Below are 16,619 nucleotides of genomic sequence, written 5' to 3'. Positions count from 1 at the left end.
TTGATCTATGTCGGACGAATGGAAGTCACCGTCTTCGCAGGATAAAGACGAGGGTGACAGCAAGCTTGATGCGAAGAGCTGGAAACTCCTGGAAAAGACGCTGTTGGCCAACGTGCAGGAGCATCGTCGTACGCGTCGCTGGGGGATCTTCTTTAAATCCCTGACCTTCATTTATCTGTTCGCTGCGCTGGCGTTGTTCTCGCCGCTGATGGATTTTGAAAAGGGCGCGTCGCGCAAGAGCAGTCACACCGCGCTGATCGAAGTCAAAGGCATGATCGCCGACACTGAAGCGGCCAGTGCTGACAATATCGTCGGCAGCTTGCGTGCGGCCTTCGAGGACGAAAAGACCAAGGGTGTGATTCTGCGGATCAACAGCCCAGGGGGCAGTCCCGTGCAGTCCGGTTATATATATGACGAAATTCGTCGTCTGCGCGCCAAGAAGCCTGACATCAAGGTATATGCCGTCATCACCGATCTGGGTGCCTCTGGCGCGTACTACATTGCCAGCGCGGCTGACCAGATCTACGCCGATAAAGCGAGTCTGGTGGGTTCCATTGGCGTGACGGCGGCCGGGTTCGGTTTTGTCGGCACCATGGAGAAACTTGGCGTCGATCGTCGTACTTATACGTCCGGCGAGCACAAGGCGTTCCTGGATCCGTTCCAGCCGCCCAAGGCTGACGAGACCGCCTTCTGGCAGAGCGTGCTGGACACTACGCATCAGCAGTTCATTGCCAGCGTGAAAGCAGGCCGCGGAGATCGCCTCAAGGACAAAGAACATCCCGAGTTGTTTTCCGGTCTTGTCTGGACCGGCGAGCAGGCGGTGGGGCTGGGTCTGGTCGACGGCCTGGGCAGTGCGAGCTATGTGGCGCGCGAGATCATCGGCGAGAAGGAGATGGTCGACTACACCGTCGAGGAGTCGCCATTCGATCGCTTCTCCAAGAAGCTTGGCTCCAGTGTGGCAGAACAGATTGCCATGTGGGCCGGTTTCAAAGGCCCAACGCTGCGCTGATCGGCCTGCGCCAATGAAAACCCGGCCATTGGTCGGGTTTTTTGTGGCTTGCGTTGGCTATCGGTCAGGGCAGCTGCACGCCCTCAGCCGTCAGCATATCCACCAGTCTAATCAGGGGAAGGCCTATCAGGCTCGTCGCATCTGAGCCTTCGGTGCTGCGGAACAGGCTGACGCCCAGTCCTTCTGCCTTGAAACTGCCCGCGCAGTCATACGGCTGTTCTGCGTGGAGATAGCGGCTGATGCTGGCCTGATCGAGCGCGCGCATGTGCACGGTAAAAGGTATGCAGTCGACCTGACAGTGACCGGTGCTGCTGTTATACAGCGCAAGACCTGTGAGGAAGCTCACGCTTTTGCCGCTGCTGGCAGTAAGCTGTTCCATGGCGCGTTCGAAACTGTGTGGTTTGCCGAGAACCTGCTCGCCCAGCACGGCCACTTGATCGGACCCGATGATCAGATGACCGGGATAATCGTGGGCCAGCGCCATGGCTTTCTCCCGCGCCAGGCGCATGACCAGTGTCCGGGCAGGCTCTGCGGGCTGGCGGCTTTCATCGATGTCCGGCGACGCGCAGACGAACGGCAAGCGCAGGCGATCGAGCAATTGACGTCGATAAGGCGAGCTGGAGGCAAGGAGTAAAGGCAGCATGGGGTTCTCCGAAACATGAAAGTCGAGTGTAATCAGAGGGTCAGGTTGCGAACAGTCCTGAATTTCCTTTGACAGTCGCAGGGCTCGTCCCTAGAATGCTGCGCCTATGTTGAATGACCCGATTCCACCTCACGTTGACCCGCGCAAATTAGCTGATCGTGGCACTACTCTTGAAGGAGAGTTGCCGCTGGCTGATTTGGAGAGACTCTGCGACCCGCTTGCTGACAATCTCGGTACAGTGCAGGCGAAATTCGTTTTTGAACGAGACGAGCAACGCGCCGTGGTTATCCACAGCGACATTGACGTCGAAGTCAAAATGGTTTGCCAGCGTTGTCTTGAGCTGGTCACCCTGCCGATCCACAGCGAATGCAGTTACGCCGTGGTAAAGGAGGGTGCAAATACCCAGTCGTTGCCGAAAGGCTATGACGTGCTGGAACTCGGCGAAGATCCATTGGATCTGCTGGCATTGATCGAGGATGAGCTTCTGCTCGCCTTGCCCATTGTGCCAACTCATGATCCGAAAGAATGCCAGCAGCCGGCGGGCCTCGATGAGCCCGAGCCGAGCGTGGACGAGGTAACGCGGTCCAACCCGTTCAGTGTATTGGCGCAGTTAAAGCGTGACCCAAACGTTTAGGAGTTAATCAATTATGGCTGTTCAGCAGAACAAAAAATCCCGCTCTGCCCGCGACATGCGCCGTTCGCACGACGCTCTCGAGGCTAGCACTCTGTCTGTAGAGAAAACCACCGGTGAAGTTCACCTGCGTCACCACGTTTCGCCAGAAGGCGTATACCGTGGTCGTAAAGTGATCGACAAGGGCGCTGACGAGTAATTTCTTGTCCGCTCCGGTCATCGCGATCGACGCAATGGGCGGGGACTTCGGTCCCCGCAGCATTGTTCAGGCCAGCATTGCCTGCCTGCTCGCAACACCCTCGCTTCATCTGACCCTCGTCGGTCAAGCTCCCCTACTTGAAGACCTCATCGCACGCCATTCCGGTGTCGATCGATCGCGCCTGCTCGTCGTCAATGCCACGGAAGTGATCACCATGGATGACCGGCCCGCCGTCGCATTGCGTGGCAAGCCGGACTCCTCGATGCGCGTGGCATTGCGTCTGCTGGCAGACGGGCAGGCTCAGGCGTGTGTCAGTGCGGGCAATACCGGTGCGCTCATGGCGTTGTCGCGGTTTGTGCTCAAGACCCTGCCGGGCATCGATCGGCCGGCCATGGTGGCCGCGATCCCTACTCAGCGTGGTTACTGCCAGTTGCTGGATCTGGGCGCGAACGTGGACTGCAGCGCCGATAACCTCTATCAGTTTGCGGTGATGGGATCGGTGGCGGCTCAAGCGCTGGGCGTGACGCGGCCCAAGGTGGCCTTGCTCAACGTGGGCACCGAGGACATCAAGGGCAATCAGCAGGTCAAGCTGGCGTCGAGTCTTTTGCAGGCTGCGCCGGGCCTCAATTATATCGGGTTCATCGAGGGCGATGGCCTGTACCGGGGCGAGGCCGATGTGGTGGTCTGCGATGGTTTCGTGGGCAACATCCTGCTCAAGTCGAGCGAGGGGTTGGCAACGATGATTGGTGATCGTATCGAAACCCTGTTCCGCCAGAACGTGATGTCCAGGGCCGTCGGTGCGCTGGCGTTGCCGCTGCTCAAGCGCCTGAAGGCTGACCTTGCGCCGGCTCGGCACAATGGCGCGAGCTTTCTCGGCTTGCAGGGCATCGTGATCAAAAGCCACGGTTCTGCCGGGGCGCAGGGGTTTCAGAGCGCGATCCAGCGGGCGCTCATCGAAATCCAGGAAAACCTTCCAGAACGGCTGCATGGGCGTCTGGAAGAGCTGCTCTAGAATCTGGGTCTGCGTCTTGCGCTAGAATGTGACCCCTGTGACTGCTTGGTCATCCAACTGACCAGTCGCAACACTTTGAATTATCTTGCGTTCGGCCTCGCCGGGCGTTCTTTTCGACGACAATAATCAGGGGCTTGTCAATGTCTGCTTCCGTCGCATTCGTCTTTCCGGGCCAGGGCTCGCAGTCCCTCGGCATGCTTGCCGAGCTGGGCGCGCAGTACCCGTTGGTGCTGGACACGTTCAAAGAAGCCTCCGATGCGCTGGGCTATGACCTCTGGGCGCTGACTCAGCAGGGCCCGGAAGAAACCCTCAATCAGACCGACAAAACCCAGCCTGCGATTCTCACGGCGTCCATTGCACTCTGGCGTCTCTGGCTGGCAGAAGGCGGCGCGCGTCCTGCCTACGTCGCCGGTCACAGTCTGGGCGAATACAGCGCCCTGGTCGCAGCTGGCAGCCTGTCGCTCGCCGATGCGGTCAGGCTGGTGGAGCGTCGCGGTCAATTGATGCAAGAGGCCGTGCCTGCAGGGCAGGGCGGTATGGCGGCGATTCTCGGCCTTGAAGACGCGGACGTCATCGCGGCCTGTGCCGAAGCGGCGCAGGGCGATGTGGTCAGCGCGGTGAACTTCAACTCGCCCGGTCAGGTTGTCATTGCGGGCGCCAAGGCGGCTGTCGATCGTGCCATCGAGGTCTGCAAGGGCAAGGGCGCCAAACGCGCGCTGCCGCTGCCGGTCAGCGTTCCGTCGCACTGTGAACTGATGCGTCCGGCGGCCGAGCGTTTCGCCGAGTCGATCGCCGCCATCGACTGGCAGGCGCCGCAGATTCCTCTGGTACAGAACGTCAGCGCCAGCGTCGCTGCCGATCTCCAGACGCTGAAAACCGACTTGTTGCAGCAGCTTTACAAGCCGGTCCGCTGGGTCGAATCGGTTCAGGCGCTGGCCGCCAATGGTGCCCTGCAACTGGTCGAATGCGGCCCGGGCAAGGTGCTTGCCGGATTGAACAAGCGTTGCGCCGACGGCGTGGCCACTCACAACCTCAATACCCCAGATGCCTTCGCCGCCACCCGCGCGGCGCTGGCCTGATAAGGAGAACTGCATGAGTCAGGGTAAAGTTGCACTGGTGACCGGCGCCAGCCGCGGAATTGGCCGGGCTATCGCCCTGGAGCTGGGCCGTAATGGCGCAATCGTGGTCGGGACCGCGACGTCGGAGTCCGGCGCTGAAAAGATCACTGCCTATTTCAAGGAAAACGGCATCGAGGGCTTCGGTCTTGCGCTGGATGTCGGCAGCGATGAGTCCGTCTCGGCTGCCCTGGCGCAGATTCAGGAGCGTGTCGGCGCGCCATTGATCCTGGTCAATAACGCCGGCATCACACGTGACAACCTGATGATGCGCATGAAGGATGACGAGTGGCATGACGTCATCAATACTAACCTGAACAGCTTGTATCGCCTGTCCAAGGGCGTTCTGCGCGGCATGACCAAGGCCCGCTGGGGTCGCATCATCAGCATTGGTTCCGTAGTGGGTGCCATGGGCAACGCAGGTCAAGTAAACTACGCAGCCGCCAAGGCGGGTCTGGAAGGCTTCAGCCGCGCGCTGGCGCGTGAAGTCGGTTCGCGGGCAGTGACGGTAAACTCGGTCACTCCGGGCTTCATCGACACTGACATGACGCGCGAGCTGCCAGAGGCACAACGTGATTCGCTGACGGCCCAGATTCCTCTGGGTCGACTGGGGCATGCCGAAGAGATTGCGCACGTGGTCGCTTTTCTTGCCTCGGAAGGTGCAGGCTACGTTACCGGGGCTACAATCCCCGTTAACGGCGGCATGTACATGTGACCAGCCGTATCGAAAAAATGTCATACGGGCTGTCTAAAATCCGTTATAAAGCTGAAATCTTTTAATGGGTCGAGGGCTGATGGGCGTATCGGGAATTGCGTTTAGCTTGAAATGCGCAAAACCTCTTCTATACACTTACCCATCGGCCAGCTGCCCGAATTTGTCCACTAGGAGTTAAAACACGGTATGAGCACCATCGAAGAGCGCGTCAAGAAAATCGTTGCCGAACAACTTGGCGTCAAGGAAGAGGAAGTGACCAACAGTGCTTCCTTCGTTGAAGACCTGGGTGCCGACTCCCTTGATACCGTTGAGCTGGTAATGGCTCTGGAAGAGGAATTCGAGACCGAAATCCCTGACGAAGAAGCCGAGAAGATCACCACTGTTCAAGCTGCTATCGATTACGTTACCGCCCACAAGGCGTAAGATTTTGTAGTCGTAGTTTGCTGTCCTGGAAAAACCGCACTGCCCTTGGCGTGCGGTTTTTTCTTTAGACAGGACCGCATTTCGTCAATAGAAAAAAGGAGAGTCCTGTGTCGCGTAGACGCGTCGTGGTCACCGGTATGGGTATGCTGACGCCATTGGGCACGGATGTGCCTAGCACCTGGCAAGGCATTCTGGCTGGCCAGAGTGGCATTGGCCTTATCGAGCACACGGACCTTTCGGCTTACACCACCCGCTTCGGCGGTTCGGTCAAGGGATTCCAGGTCGAAGATTACCTGTCGCCCAAAGAGGCGCGCAGGCTCGATCTGTTCATTCAATACGGTCTGGCTGCGAGCTTTCAGGCTGTGCGCAACGCCGGTATCGAAATCACCGACGCCAACCGCGAGCGTGTCGGCGTGGCCATGGGATCGGGCATCGGTGGGCTGACCAACATCGAAAACACCAGCCGGCTGCTGCATGAACAGGGCCCTGGCAAGATCTCCCCGTTCTTCGTGCCGGGTTCGATCATCAACATGATTTCCGGTTTCCTGTCGATCCATCTGGGCGCGCAGGGACCCAACTACGCAATCGCTACCGCTTGCACGACGAGCACGCACTGCATCGGCATGGCAGCGCGCAACATTGCCTACGACGAGGCGGACGTAATGATCGCCGGCGGCGCGGAAATGGCGGCCTGCGGTCTGGGCATGGGCGGTTTCGGCGCCTCCCGAGCGCTGTCCACCCGCAACGACGAACCGGCGCGCGCCAGCCGTCCGTGGGACAAGGGCCGTGATGGCTTCGTGCTTTCCAATGGTGCGGGCGCCCTGGTTCTGGAAGAGCTGGAGCACGCCAAGGCGCGTGGCGCGACCATTTACGCCGAACTGATCGGTTTCGGCATGAGCGGTGATGCTTTCCACATGACCTCGCCGCCGGACGATGGCGCTGGCGCCGCCCGCTGCATCGCCAATGCGCTGCGCGACGCGAAGGTCGCGCCCGAGCAGGTGCAGTACATCAACGCTCACGGCACGTCCACCCCGGCTGGCGACCTGGCTGAAGTGAACGCCATCAAGACGGTATTTGGCGATCATGCCTACAAACTGGCAGTCAGCTCGACCAAGTCCATGACTGGTCATTTGCTGGGGGCGGCAGGGGCGATCGAGGCGATCTTCAGCGTGCTGGCGATCAAGGATCAGGTGGCACCGCCGACCATCAACCTCGATGAGCCGGATGAAGGCTGTGACCTGGACTTCGTTCCGCACGAACCGCGCCGGATGCCGATCGATGTGGTGATCTCCAATTCCTTCGGCTTTGGCGGCACAAACGGTTCGCTGGTTTTCCGCCGGTTTGCCGAATGACATTGTGCTGGGTCGATGGCGTCGCGGCAGATTCCCTGTCCGTGAAGGACCGGGGATTGGCCTACGGCGATGGTTTTTTTGAAACCATTCTGGTCAAGTCCGGGCAGCCATTGCTTTTGCAGCGGCATCTGGAGCGTTTGGCGCTTGGCGGCAAGCGTCTGGGCCTGCGCCTGGATCTGCCGCTGATTGAACGCGAGTGTCGGTCGTTCGCCAGCCAGATGGGCCAGGGCGTGATGAAGCTGATCGTCACCCGCGGCGATGGCCTGCGCGGCTACGCGCCGGGTCATGACGCCCAGCCCCGGCGCATTCTTCAGGCCAGCCCGCTGCCGGTCTACCCGCAGGGCAACGCGGAGCAGGGTGTTCGGCTTTTTGCCTGTCAGACCCGCCTTGCCGAGCAGCCGTTGCTGGCCGGGCTCAAGCATCTCAATCGTCTGGAGCAAGTGATTGCCCGCGGCGAATGGCAGGACAGCGATCACGCTGAAGGCCTGATGCGCGACACGTGCGGGCGCGTCATCGAAGGTGTCTTCAGCAATCTGTTCCTGATCAAGGGCGGCGTGCTGCTGACCCCGGATCTGCGTCGTTGCGGCGTAGCCGGGGTGATGCGTGCGGAGCTGCTGGCGCTTGCCGAGCAGACGAGCATTCCCGCGCGGGAGCTTGATCTGCAGATGTCCGACCTGCAGAAAGCCGATGAAGTCTTCGTCTGCAACAGTGTTTATGGCATCTGGCCTGTACGCGGCGTCGAGCGACTGAACTGGCCCGTCGGGCCGCTCACCCGTAAACTGCAAAGTCTTGTTCGCGGGCTTCTGGATATCTGATTCGTGATCCGAAAATTATTCGTCTTGCTGGAAACGGGAGTAGTTCTGGCGGGGCTCGCGCTGGGTGTGGCCTTCTGGCAACAACATACCGCGCTGCAGCAACCGTTGAACCTGAATCAGGAGCGCCTGCTCGACGTGCCTTCGGGCTCATCGCCGACGGGGGTACTGAACCGTCTTCAGGCCGATGGCGTGATCAAGGACGCCTTCTGGTTGCGGCTTTACTGGCGTTTCAACCTTCAGGGGCAGGCGCTGCACAGCGGCGAATACCGCATGGCGCCGGGCATGAGCGCCCAATCACTGCTGGCCCTGTGGCAAAAAGGCGAGGTCGTGCAATACAGCGTCACGCTGGTCGAGGGCTGGACCTTCCGGCAGGTACGTGCGGCGCTGGCCAAGCAACCGAAGCTTGAGCAGACGCTGAATAACCTCAGCGACAGTGAACTGATGGCGAAGCTGGGACACCCTGATGTGTTTCCCGAGGGCCGTTTCTTTCCCGACACGTACCGTTATGTGCGCGGGATGACCGACGCCGAGTTGCTCAAACAGGCCTATAACCGACTTGATGAGGTGCTTGCACAAGAGTGGGATCAGCGTGCGGCGGATGTGCCTTACGTCGATCCTTACCAAGCGCTGATCATGGCTTCGCTGGTCGAAAAAGAGACGGGGGTGCCGCAGGAACGCGGACAGATCGCGGGCGTGTTCGTGCGACGCTTGCAACAGGGCATGTTGCTGCAGACCGATCCGACGGTCATCTACGGTCTGGGCGAGCGATACAACGGCAAGATCACCCGCGCGTTCCTCAAAGAAGCCACGCCTTATAACACTTATGTGATTTCCGGCCTGCCGCCGACGCCGATTGCAATGGTCGGGCGCGAAGCCATTCATGCGGCCATGAATCCTGCGCCGGGCAAGAGCCTCTACTTCGTCGCGCGGGGCGATGGCAGCCATGTCTTTTCAGCTGATCTGGAGGCTCATAACGCAGCGGTGAAGGAGTTTCAGCTCAAACGGCGCGCCGATTATCGATCAAGCCCTGCGCCAATTGTCGCGCCGACGCCGGGCGTGGACCCTGTCCCGACGGCCGAGAAGCCGGCAATCGAGCCAGCGCCGGCACAACAAGTTCAGCCTGCCGAGTCAGCGCCTGCCGAGCCATCGCCGCCTGAGCACGGCTCCCCAGAAATCGCCCAGCCTGAGCCCTCTGCCAAAGAGCCATCGAATCCGCCTGCCGACACCGCTGATAACGCTGCGAAAGGCGAGCAGAGCCCGCAATGAATCTGATTAAGGACTGCCTGTGACTGGTTTGTTTATTACGCTGGAAGGTCCCGAAGGCGCGTTATATTTCCTTCCGAAACCGTGTAAACCAATATCAGTAAACGCTCCTCGCTGAAAGTGTCAACCTAGCATCTACCACTCTCCAGCCTCCGCCCCATCCATGGCCCGCTCATTTTGAAAGGGATCGAGAAGGTGCGGGTAGGTCGGTGCCTTGACGAATACATTTTCTTCTACCACGCTGTAAACCACGCCCTACCCACAACTAACCATTCAGGTACTAGGAAAACCAAATGCCAAAAGGCTGCCTAATCGTATGCGACGGAAATAACGGGGCGGGCAAGTCTTCGGTCATTCGCGCTATCGAAAAATTCTTGATTTCCGATAACCATCAGGTCGTTGTTACCCGCGAGCCCGGCGGAACCCCGGTCGGGGAGAAGATTCGTCAGGTTGTCCTGGATCCGGAAACCCCAGAACTCTGCGATACCACAGAGCTCCTGCTGTTCGCAGCTGCCAGAGCACAGCACCTGAAGGAAAAAATCATTCCTGCGATTGAGGCAGGCAAGGTGGTAGTTTGTGACCGCTTTACTCCAGCGACCGTAGCGTTTCAGCACTACGGAAGGGGGATTCCGTTGGACTTGGTGCGCAGTATCAACAGCTTCGCCTTAGAGGGCTTTGAACCTGACCTCAACATCATCCTGGACGTGGATCCTGAGATCGGAATGAAGCGCGTTGCCTCCCGTGGGGAAGGCCTTGATCGAATGGAAATGCAGCGGCTTGAATTCCTCTCCAGGGCTCGTGAGGGCTTTCTACGGCAAGCTGCTGAATCGCCGGCTACGTTTGTGGTTATTGACGCCTCAGAGCCGTTTGAGGTGGTGAGCCGCAACGTTCTCGCAGCTGTTTCAAACCTGCTGGCCGACATTGGATAGGGCCGGGGATGCGATACCTTCATATGTATCGCGCCCAAACTGTTGCTATTGCAACTGATAAAGTCAACATCTCAGCAAATTATATAGAACGAGCCGACTTTGATATGTCGGTTCCATTACATGCTGGGCTGCATTATCTGTTTATTCGTGGTGCAGGACTCACGACCTATGGGAAAAGTTATGAGCTTCGCAGCGGGATAAACTGTTTTCTAGATTTTGTAGCGGATCATAATTCACGCGTCATCCCAAGTTTGAAAATATTATCCCTCAGTGACATTGGTGTCGAAGAGTTTTCCCTATTTCTAGATTTCATTAGAAGAATTGGGTCGCGGATCTACCTGGCAATCAAACTTCGCTCCTCCCTGGGAATAGTAGCTAGAAAATTTGACGACGGAATGCCTGTCCTGCAGTTACCGCGCATTGAAGAACCAAAATTCGCTCCCACAGAACCGCTAGGGGAAGATGCTGACCGTGATTTCTATAAGGCAATGTATCAAGAGGTTGATAGACTGATAGATAAGCGGCGTTTTCAAGCCTCTATCAAGACAACGAAGCCATATGACAAGTGGGAAGTGTATGATATATGCCATGAGTTATATTCTCTTGAGTATCCTGACAGGTCAGATTGGAAGATTGATCCCTTGCGCGCGGCTGCCACTTTAGCAGTCGAAGGCTACCCATTTTATATTCCTGCTAACCATTTTGAATGCATGGAACGTGATGCCCGGACTGATCAAATCGGTTCCATGGGGCGTACTCCTCTAGAGTTTGTTTTGTCTTGCTGTATGAATAAGGCTTTCCTGAGAAGGAGGGCGCCTAATTCTATTAGTTATACTGAGCTGTTTCGTCTTATTTATCCCACTTCTCAAGATCAGGCTACGCTGGCGTTGTTTATTCAGCGACAGGCAGGGTGGAACAAAGAGACGGTGCTGGCTCTAGATAAGGATAATTTCATTCACATGATGTCCGAAGTCGCACATAACGACATTGTGCTAGTAAATTCGCATAAGCTGAGATCGCAAAGCCAAGGCGATTCATTTATCAAGCCAAAATTTATTGCTAGCACCAGTAATAGATCTGATCCTTATTCAGTTTATAATATCATTTGCTTGGCGAATGACTTGTCAGAAAGTTGCAGGGGCTACTTGAGGTTGGATGCCTCTTTGCTAGCTGATGACAAGCGTCATAGGTCTCCATTCCTATTTCTAGGGGACGCTCGTGTCCCATGGACTGCATCGGATCGAGTCAAATCCTTAGACGCTCAGGGACACTGGAATGCCGGTGTGAACGCCCTGCTCGGCGAAATGCAACTTATGGATGAGGGAGTGCCACTTACCACAGCCGCCGACATTCAGGGCCGCCTTAGGGTAACATCGCTTCAAAAGACACAAACGTCAAATAGCTTTCCGGTTGCTCTTACAGCTCTTCTCTATGGCCACTCAGACCCTGTCACCACTGATACCCATTATGATTCGTCAGTTTTCGCGATGGCAGATCGTAGGAAGCGGTTTCAGGCGTTTCAAGAAAACTTCATCAAGAAAGGCCAGCTCAAGCAGTTCACAGGTGCTCTTGGGAATCCTGGCCGAGATCGCTCAGAACTCCCGCGCTTCAGAATTTTCACAATCATTGGACATGATCGGCCTTTGTGGGCTTGCTCGGACTGCACCAAGCCTATATATCCCGGCAGTACACCATTGCCCGCTGGTACACGTTGTACGCGTCTGGATAAGTGCAATGGCTGTGGGCAATGGTGGGTACTGGAGGACTCTTTGCCCTTCGTTATGGAACGCCTGGCGACACTGGAGATTTCGGTAGAACAAGATCCCAGATCTTATCCAACGCACGCTGATGAAATTAATGTACTCCGATATGTTATAGAAAAACTTTACACCAAAGAGCTTATGAAGGACGCGAATGCATATCGAGAGAGATTCGATGTTTTGCTACCCTTTGATCTATCTTCCTTAATCGCCTACATTGAGGATTAAACGATGACCGTGGCTGACGTTGATGCTGATGGGGCAGAGGATGATGGCTTTGATCAGTTGATGGAGGAAATTGATCGCGAAGCACGCGAGGCGGCAAGAGCCCATTTTGATGATTTATACGCAACTTCACATGCTCATTCAAAAGCAGCCTCAGAGTATCTTGATGAGACCAATGCAGAGGACTCGGAAGATGGCCTCTTACACGCTTCGGATTACGATACAGCGCCGGTTGGTGGGCAGCGCAAGGGTGGGTTGAAGTTTAAACTAGCTGCGAGCCCCAACGGGGACTTTCCGATTTCAATTTACTCTAACTATAATGAAGCGCGCTGGCTCCTTAAGAAAGGCGGAGAGTTCAGTGATGTGGCAATCCTGATTGGCAACGCCCGAGAAGATTTGCAACCACTGAAGCGAGCCATTTCTTACTATTTTTTACCTTCTACTAATCCATTTGGGACAATCAGGAGTTTTGTTTCATCACAGAATTATGCTGATTCTATGAAGTATGTCCAGCACTACGTTTTTGAAGAAAACAAGTTGGATGGCTCGGAAAGCTCTATCTCAGTGATAAGTGCTGATATGCTCAATCAGGCGCTTGATGATGCTAAAATGCTGGGCTCACCCCACGCGTATAATATGCTTTTCTTTTATCTGAACTTCTGGTTGGCATTATCCTCGCAAAAAATGATTCCCGATGGATTATGTTTGGGTGTTGAAACGTCTGCGATCGATACCGAGGCCAGAAGGAAAGATATAATTGACTCAATAAATTCTTCCTTCGTTGGATGGAAACCTTATTCCGAGGAGGAACTCGTCGCGTTGCTAGACTACGCCTTTTTCTGGATAGATAAGGCTGTCCCTGTTATTGAAAATATCCAGAAGTACCTGGTTTCAGTACCAAGTAACCAGCGCGGTAATTACGATTGCAAACAACGAGACGGTCAATTTGAGGCAGCATTGAATGAAGCAGCAGATGAAGTGGTAATTGTTGGCTTCAAAATGTCGACAAACACTCATCGCCAGAAAGCCCAGACATCAGATAAGGTTTGGGAGTATCGCTGGTATCAATATAGTTGGCGGCTTAAGTATCAATACGCAATCGATAAGGTTCGCAACGCTGTGCTAATTCTGTTCTGTTTAATGACAGGCATGCGGAGAAAAGAGCTTGCTCCTCTTAAGTTTGACGATGTCAAAAGAGGAGGCGATGGAGTATGGCGAGTTTTCTTTGCAAGGTATAAGACTAGTTCGGATCCGAATTACGCCGGCGATGCGGATCATATCACAATTCCGGAGTATCTTGGTCAGGCTATTGAGTCCTTTAAAAAGTTACGAGAGTTTGACAATAATTACCTTAAGGGGTATCTGTTTCAGCCTGCGATTGCAACTCGTGAGGTAAACAGGACGAATAGAATGATTTCGAAGGCAGTTAGGGCCGTTGCCTTAGAAACTGGCGTTCCTCGATTGCATATTCATCGCTTTCGCAAGACCATCGCTGAACTTTTGATCAATGAGTCGGAGGCGAATATTGATGTAATTCGTATGATATTTGGTCACAGTTCCTATATCATGACACTCCGCTATATTGCGCGAAATCCATTCTTGGTCGCTTCAGTGGTCGATACCTTGAAAGAGCATTTTGCAGAAGACTTTGTTGAGGTCGTGCGGGCTATTCATACCGGAGTGTACGCTGGGGATGCAGCACATCGAATCGCCAACCAGATGCATAAGCGCCCGGAATTGTTTTCAGGCAAAGTGTTGAAGACGACGGTCATGCAGTACGTAAAACATCTATTTGAAGGCGGTTCATCTTTTCATATTCAACGCACCTCCCTTGGTACGATTTGTATGACGCAGACGTTCCATGAGCATGATCAACTGCCACCATGTCTGATATCCAATTCGGAGTTGATTTTTCCGGTGAAGCCTGACATCTCCCGTTGTCAGATCCATTGCGAAAAAAACATAATTCTCCAAGGATCTAAAGACGCTATTTTGCACAATTTGAAGTTTTACAGGACGCTCCTTTCAAACGGAACTAATCTTAAGGCGCAGGCACTCAGAGAACTTCAAGATAAAGTGGCGGCGAACGAGCGACTGCTCCAAGAGCTCTTAGATTCAGCTGCCATGCACCCTGACCAAGTCGCAAAACATGCTGATGAGGTCGTTCAGGATAGATCGTGATTGAGATAAATAACCCAGCGAGGCTTATACTGTGAGTGCATCCGACACTGAGGAGAGAATTATCGCGATCATCTGTGATCATTTCCTGTCCGGCGGTAAAGAAAAATTAACAGTAAGTAGTGTTTCTGAACGGGCCGGGATTTCACGTCAGGCATTTCATAAATCTTATCTTCATCTCAAACCCTTTGTCACTGGCCAGCGTACTGTTGATGACCTTCTTCTCAGGCAAGGTTCTAATCCATTTAAAGTCATACTCCAGATGCAGAATCTTGTAAGAAATCTGCAGTCGGAGCTTGAGGAAGTTAGATCTGGGCAATCCGCCAAATTTGAAGATTTTGAAAGAAATATCGTCACTTCATTGATGAGCAGCGATATCTTGACTCATCGTGCGAAGGAGTTGACGGCTGAACTTCGGAAAAAAGCGCTTCATGTCGAATTGCTCAAGCGTGAACTGACCGAAAAGGAGGTAGAGCTGACACTTGCTACAGCTGGGTCACAATCCTCTGCACCGCCTGCGTTGGCAAAAAACATTATGGTTCAGGTGTTTAAGCCTGACATGACGGCTGCGTTGGCTGACTTCTCTTCAAGTAAAGACAAGCAGGCGTACCTGGCGCACAAGGAAAAAGCCATTGCTGCCATGCAACTCAGGGTACTCAAAGTGCTTAGGCAAGGGACGATCAGGGTCGTGATTTTCCAGGAACGCTTTCTATGTTCATTAGATACATTTGTAGAGCGTAATTTCTCGAAGAACAGTGCTTCGGTCGTAGTGATCAATTTACCGCTATACTCACGCCTTGAGATCCGAGATTTCACCCGGGCCCTCAAGGGAGCTACCCCTCTAGAGATATATGTCCCTCACTGCGATAGTGATGCGGTCATTAATGCACAGCGCGGCTTCCAATTCGGGCAAATTCCGGATTTTGAATTCAAGGCTGTGGGTAGAGAACCTTTGCCCACAATCCAGGACGGGTACGACAAGGTAACGGTCTTCAGGGTTGAGCAGGGGGATTAAGATGATATCTATTGAAAGGCGAATACTCACATATCCAAGTGTTTTTAATTCTCGAAGCATTAGGTCGCATTACATACTTATCGCCGTCACCCAGGGTAAGAAGACCATGCTTAGCCATCCTAATCTTTACCTTGAAGACGTGAGTTCGTCTCTCGATACATCTAATCGGTACTCAAATGTCATATCGTTGTTTTATCGATACCTTTCAACGTTAGAGAAGTATCACAATGTTCCTGTTGCCAGCTATCATTCTCTGGTGGATAACCAAGATTTAAAGGAATGGCAGATTCAGCGCGAAGTTGATCGCGTGGTTGCTCAGTCGGCGAGTCCTAGCACCGAAACTATTGTGGAGGACGCTAAGAGAGTTTACGGCTTTTTTGAGTGGCTTCGAAAGAAGGACTACCCCAGCTGCGTATCGTTCGAATACACAACTTGGCAACCGAATTTTAGAGATGAGGAGCTTCTTGCTCACATAAAGAGGAAAGCCCTTACTGTTTTGGATGGTCGCGGAGTTCGGGCCTTGGACAAAGAGCATTTTCAAAGTCGCTCGTACACCCTGCCTACCAATCTTGAGATGAAACGTTTGATATCGAGCTATGAGGATCCGGTCTATGCTGCCATGTTCAAATTTTCACTCGGGACGGCAATGAGGCCCATGGATTTATGCAAGTTTCCTTATCTAGGTAACGGGCTGAACTGTCACATCATGCCTTATGAAAATATGAGTATAGATGGCACGACTGTTGAGTATCATATCTCTCGAAGCAAAGGTGATAAGTCCCGCACCATCGTCATCCACAAGCTTGATCTTAAGGCCCTTGACGACCATTATATCAAGCAATATTACGCTCCCCGGGCAGAGTTGTACGAAAAGCGGTTTGGGAGGCCTTGTCCACCTTGGATTTTATTTCTATCCTCACGAGGCATACCTATAACGCCAAAGATGATTTCTCGCCGAACGGTTGCGGCTCGGGAGCGTGCCCGGGCACAAGAACCGTCTATCCGAAAATCCATACGATTCTATGACGCCAGACACTGGTGGCCGACCATTTTTCTCATCCAACGGTTCAAGCACGGGCTGAAGGGTAGATGAGCGAGGTACGCGACGCCGCTGCCATGCAGGTGATCAAAGATCAGATGGGTCACACCCACCTGATCACCACCTACAACCACTACCTCGATCTCGCGAGATTGGTATTGCTTGCGCATGAAGGTTTTGTCAAAGAAGTCGCCACGCACCCCTCAAAAACCGTTGAGGAATTTCTGGAGTCTCCGACCTTGCTTTGATCCGATAAGGTATGACCTCAAGTCGATCAAACCCGAATACAGGTCAAG

The 16,619-nt window shown here is 54.3% G+C and carries 17 protein-coding genes; 16 read left to right on the top strand and 1 reads right to left on the bottom strand.

Annotated elements, in window-relative coordinates; translation table 11 throughout:
* Positions 1 to 7 precede the first annotated feature (7 nt).
* A complete protein-coding gene (gene sppA, locus BMZ10_RS26720) occupies positions 8 to 1,009 on the top strand; it encodes a signal peptide peptidase SppA (protein WP_093469649.1) in 1,002 nt (333 codons plus the stop codon).
* A gap of 64 nt (positions 1,010 to 1,073) precedes the next feature.
* Here the strand turns inward: sppA and BMZ10_RS26715 are convergent, their stop codons facing one another.
* The gene (locus BMZ10_RS26715; protein ID WP_177182239.1) at positions 1,074 to 1,652 is read right to left on the bottom strand and encodes a Maf family protein; all 579 of its coding nucleotides are present in this window, start codon (positions 1,650 to 1,652) and stop codon (positions 1,074 to 1,076) included.
* Positions 1,653 to 1,758: 106 nt separating this feature from the next.
* Here BMZ10_RS26715 and BMZ10_RS26710 point away from each other — a divergent pair, with 106 nt between their 5' ends.
* The 15 genes from BMZ10_RS26710 (at position 1,759) to BMZ10_RS26640 (ending at position 16,571) form a co-directional block, all read left to right on the top strand.
* Positions 1,759 to 2,286 (top strand): YceD family protein, encoded by a 528-nt coding sequence (locus BMZ10_RS26710; protein WP_093469643.1) that lies wholly within the window; start codon positions 1,759 to 1,761, stop codon positions 2,284 to 2,286.
* Between the two features lie 13 nt (positions 2,287 to 2,299).
* Positions 2,300 to 2,482: a 50S ribosomal protein L32 gene (gene rpmF, locus BMZ10_RS26705; RefSeq protein ID WP_003179396.1), complete on the top strand. Its 183-nt coding sequence runs from the start codon at positions 2,300 to 2,302 to the stop codon at positions 2,480 to 2,482.
* Between the two features lie 4 nt (positions 2,483 to 2,486).
* A complete protein-coding gene (plsX, locus tag BMZ10_RS26700; protein WP_093469640.1) occupies positions 2,487 to 3,494 on the top strand; it encodes a phosphate acyltransferase PlsX in 1,008 nt (335 codons plus the stop codon).
* Between the two features lie 140 nt (positions 3,495 to 3,634).
* Positions 3,635 to 4,573, top strand: coding sequence for an ACP S-malonyltransferase (gene fabD, locus BMZ10_RS26695; RefSeq protein ID WP_093469637.1), 939 nt, complete (start codon positions 3,635 to 3,637; stop codon positions 4,571 to 4,573).
* A 13-nt stretch (positions 4,574 to 4,586) separates the two neighbouring features.
* Positions 4,587 to 5,324 carry a 3-oxoacyl-ACP reductase FabG gene (fabG, locus tag BMZ10_RS26690; protein WP_093469634.1) on the top strand — a complete coding sequence of 246 codons (738 nt, stop codon included), beginning with the start codon at positions 4,587 to 4,589 and terminating at the stop codon, positions 5,322 to 5,324.
* A gap of 186 nt (positions 5,325 to 5,510) precedes the next feature.
* Entirely contained in the window at positions 5,511 to 5,747 is a 237-nt protein-coding gene (acpP, locus tag BMZ10_RS26685; protein WP_093469632.1) for an acyl carrier protein, read from the top strand.
* A gap of 107 nt (positions 5,748 to 5,854) precedes the next feature.
* The gene (gene fabF / locus BMZ10_RS26680; RefSeq protein WP_093469629.1) at positions 5,855 to 7,099 is read left to right on the top strand and encodes a beta-ketoacyl-ACP synthase II; all 1,245 of its coding nucleotides are present in this window, start codon (positions 5,855 to 5,857) and stop codon (positions 7,097 to 7,099) included.
* Positions 7,096 to 7,914, top strand: a complete 819-nt coding sequence (pabC, locus tag BMZ10_RS26675) for an aminodeoxychorismate lyase (protein WP_093469626.1) — start codon at positions 7,096 to 7,098, stop codon at positions 7,912 to 7,914. The genes fabF and pabC overlap by 4 nt, the downstream gene beginning before the upstream one ends.
* Before the next feature lie 3 nt (positions 7,915 to 7,917).
* Positions 7,918 to 9,180, top strand: a complete 1,263-nt coding sequence (gene mltG, locus BMZ10_RS26670; protein ID WP_093469623.1) for an endolytic transglycosylase MltG — start codon at positions 7,918 to 7,920, stop codon at positions 9,178 to 9,180.
* Positions 9,181 to 9,470: 290 nt separating this feature from the next.
* The gene (gene tmk / locus BMZ10_RS26665) at positions 9,471 to 10,106 is read left to right on the top strand and encodes a dTMP kinase (protein ID WP_093469620.1); all 636 of its coding nucleotides are present in this window, start codon (positions 9,471 to 9,473) and stop codon (positions 10,104 to 10,106) included.
* Positions 10,107 to 10,129: 23 nt separating this feature from the next.
* Complete coding sequence (locus tag BMZ10_RS26660) at positions 10,130 to 12,094, top strand: hypothetical protein (protein WP_143070351.1); 1,965 nt, start codon at positions 10,130 to 10,132, stop codon at positions 12,092 to 12,094.
* Positions 12,095 to 12,097: 3 nt separating this feature from the next.
* Positions 12,098 to 14,272, top strand: coding sequence for a site-specific integrase (locus tag BMZ10_RS26655; protein WP_093469614.1), 2,175 nt, complete (start codon positions 12,098 to 12,100; stop codon positions 14,270 to 14,272).
* A 31-nt stretch (positions 14,273 to 14,303) separates the two neighbouring features.
* Entirely contained in the window at positions 14,304 to 15,284 is a 981-nt protein-coding gene (locus tag BMZ10_RS26650; RefSeq protein ID WP_143070350.1) for a hypothetical protein, read from the top strand.
* A gap of 106 nt (positions 15,285 to 15,390) precedes the next feature.
* On the top strand, positions 15,391 to 16,377 hold the full coding sequence (locus tag BMZ10_RS26645; RefSeq protein ID WP_143070349.1) for a site-specific integrase: 987 nt from the start codon (positions 15,391 to 15,393) through the stop codon (positions 16,375 to 16,377).
* Positions 16,374 to 16,571 (top strand): hypothetical protein, encoded by a 198-nt coding sequence (locus tag BMZ10_RS26640; protein WP_093469605.1) that lies wholly within the window; start codon positions 16,374 to 16,376, stop codon positions 16,569 to 16,571. The genes BMZ10_RS26645 and BMZ10_RS26640 overlap by 4 nt, the downstream gene beginning before the upstream one ends.
* Positions 16,572 to 16,619: the final 48 nt, after the last annotated feature.

Origin of the sequence: Pseudomonas sp. NFR16 (assembly GCF_900108875.1) — a bacterium.
In the GTDB taxonomy this organism is placed as follows: domain Bacteria; phylum Pseudomonadota; class Gammaproteobacteria; order Pseudomonadales; family Pseudomonadaceae; genus Aquipseudomonas.
Note: the sequence above shows the minus strand (reverse complement) of the source record. Positions and strands in the feature narration are given on the sequence as shown.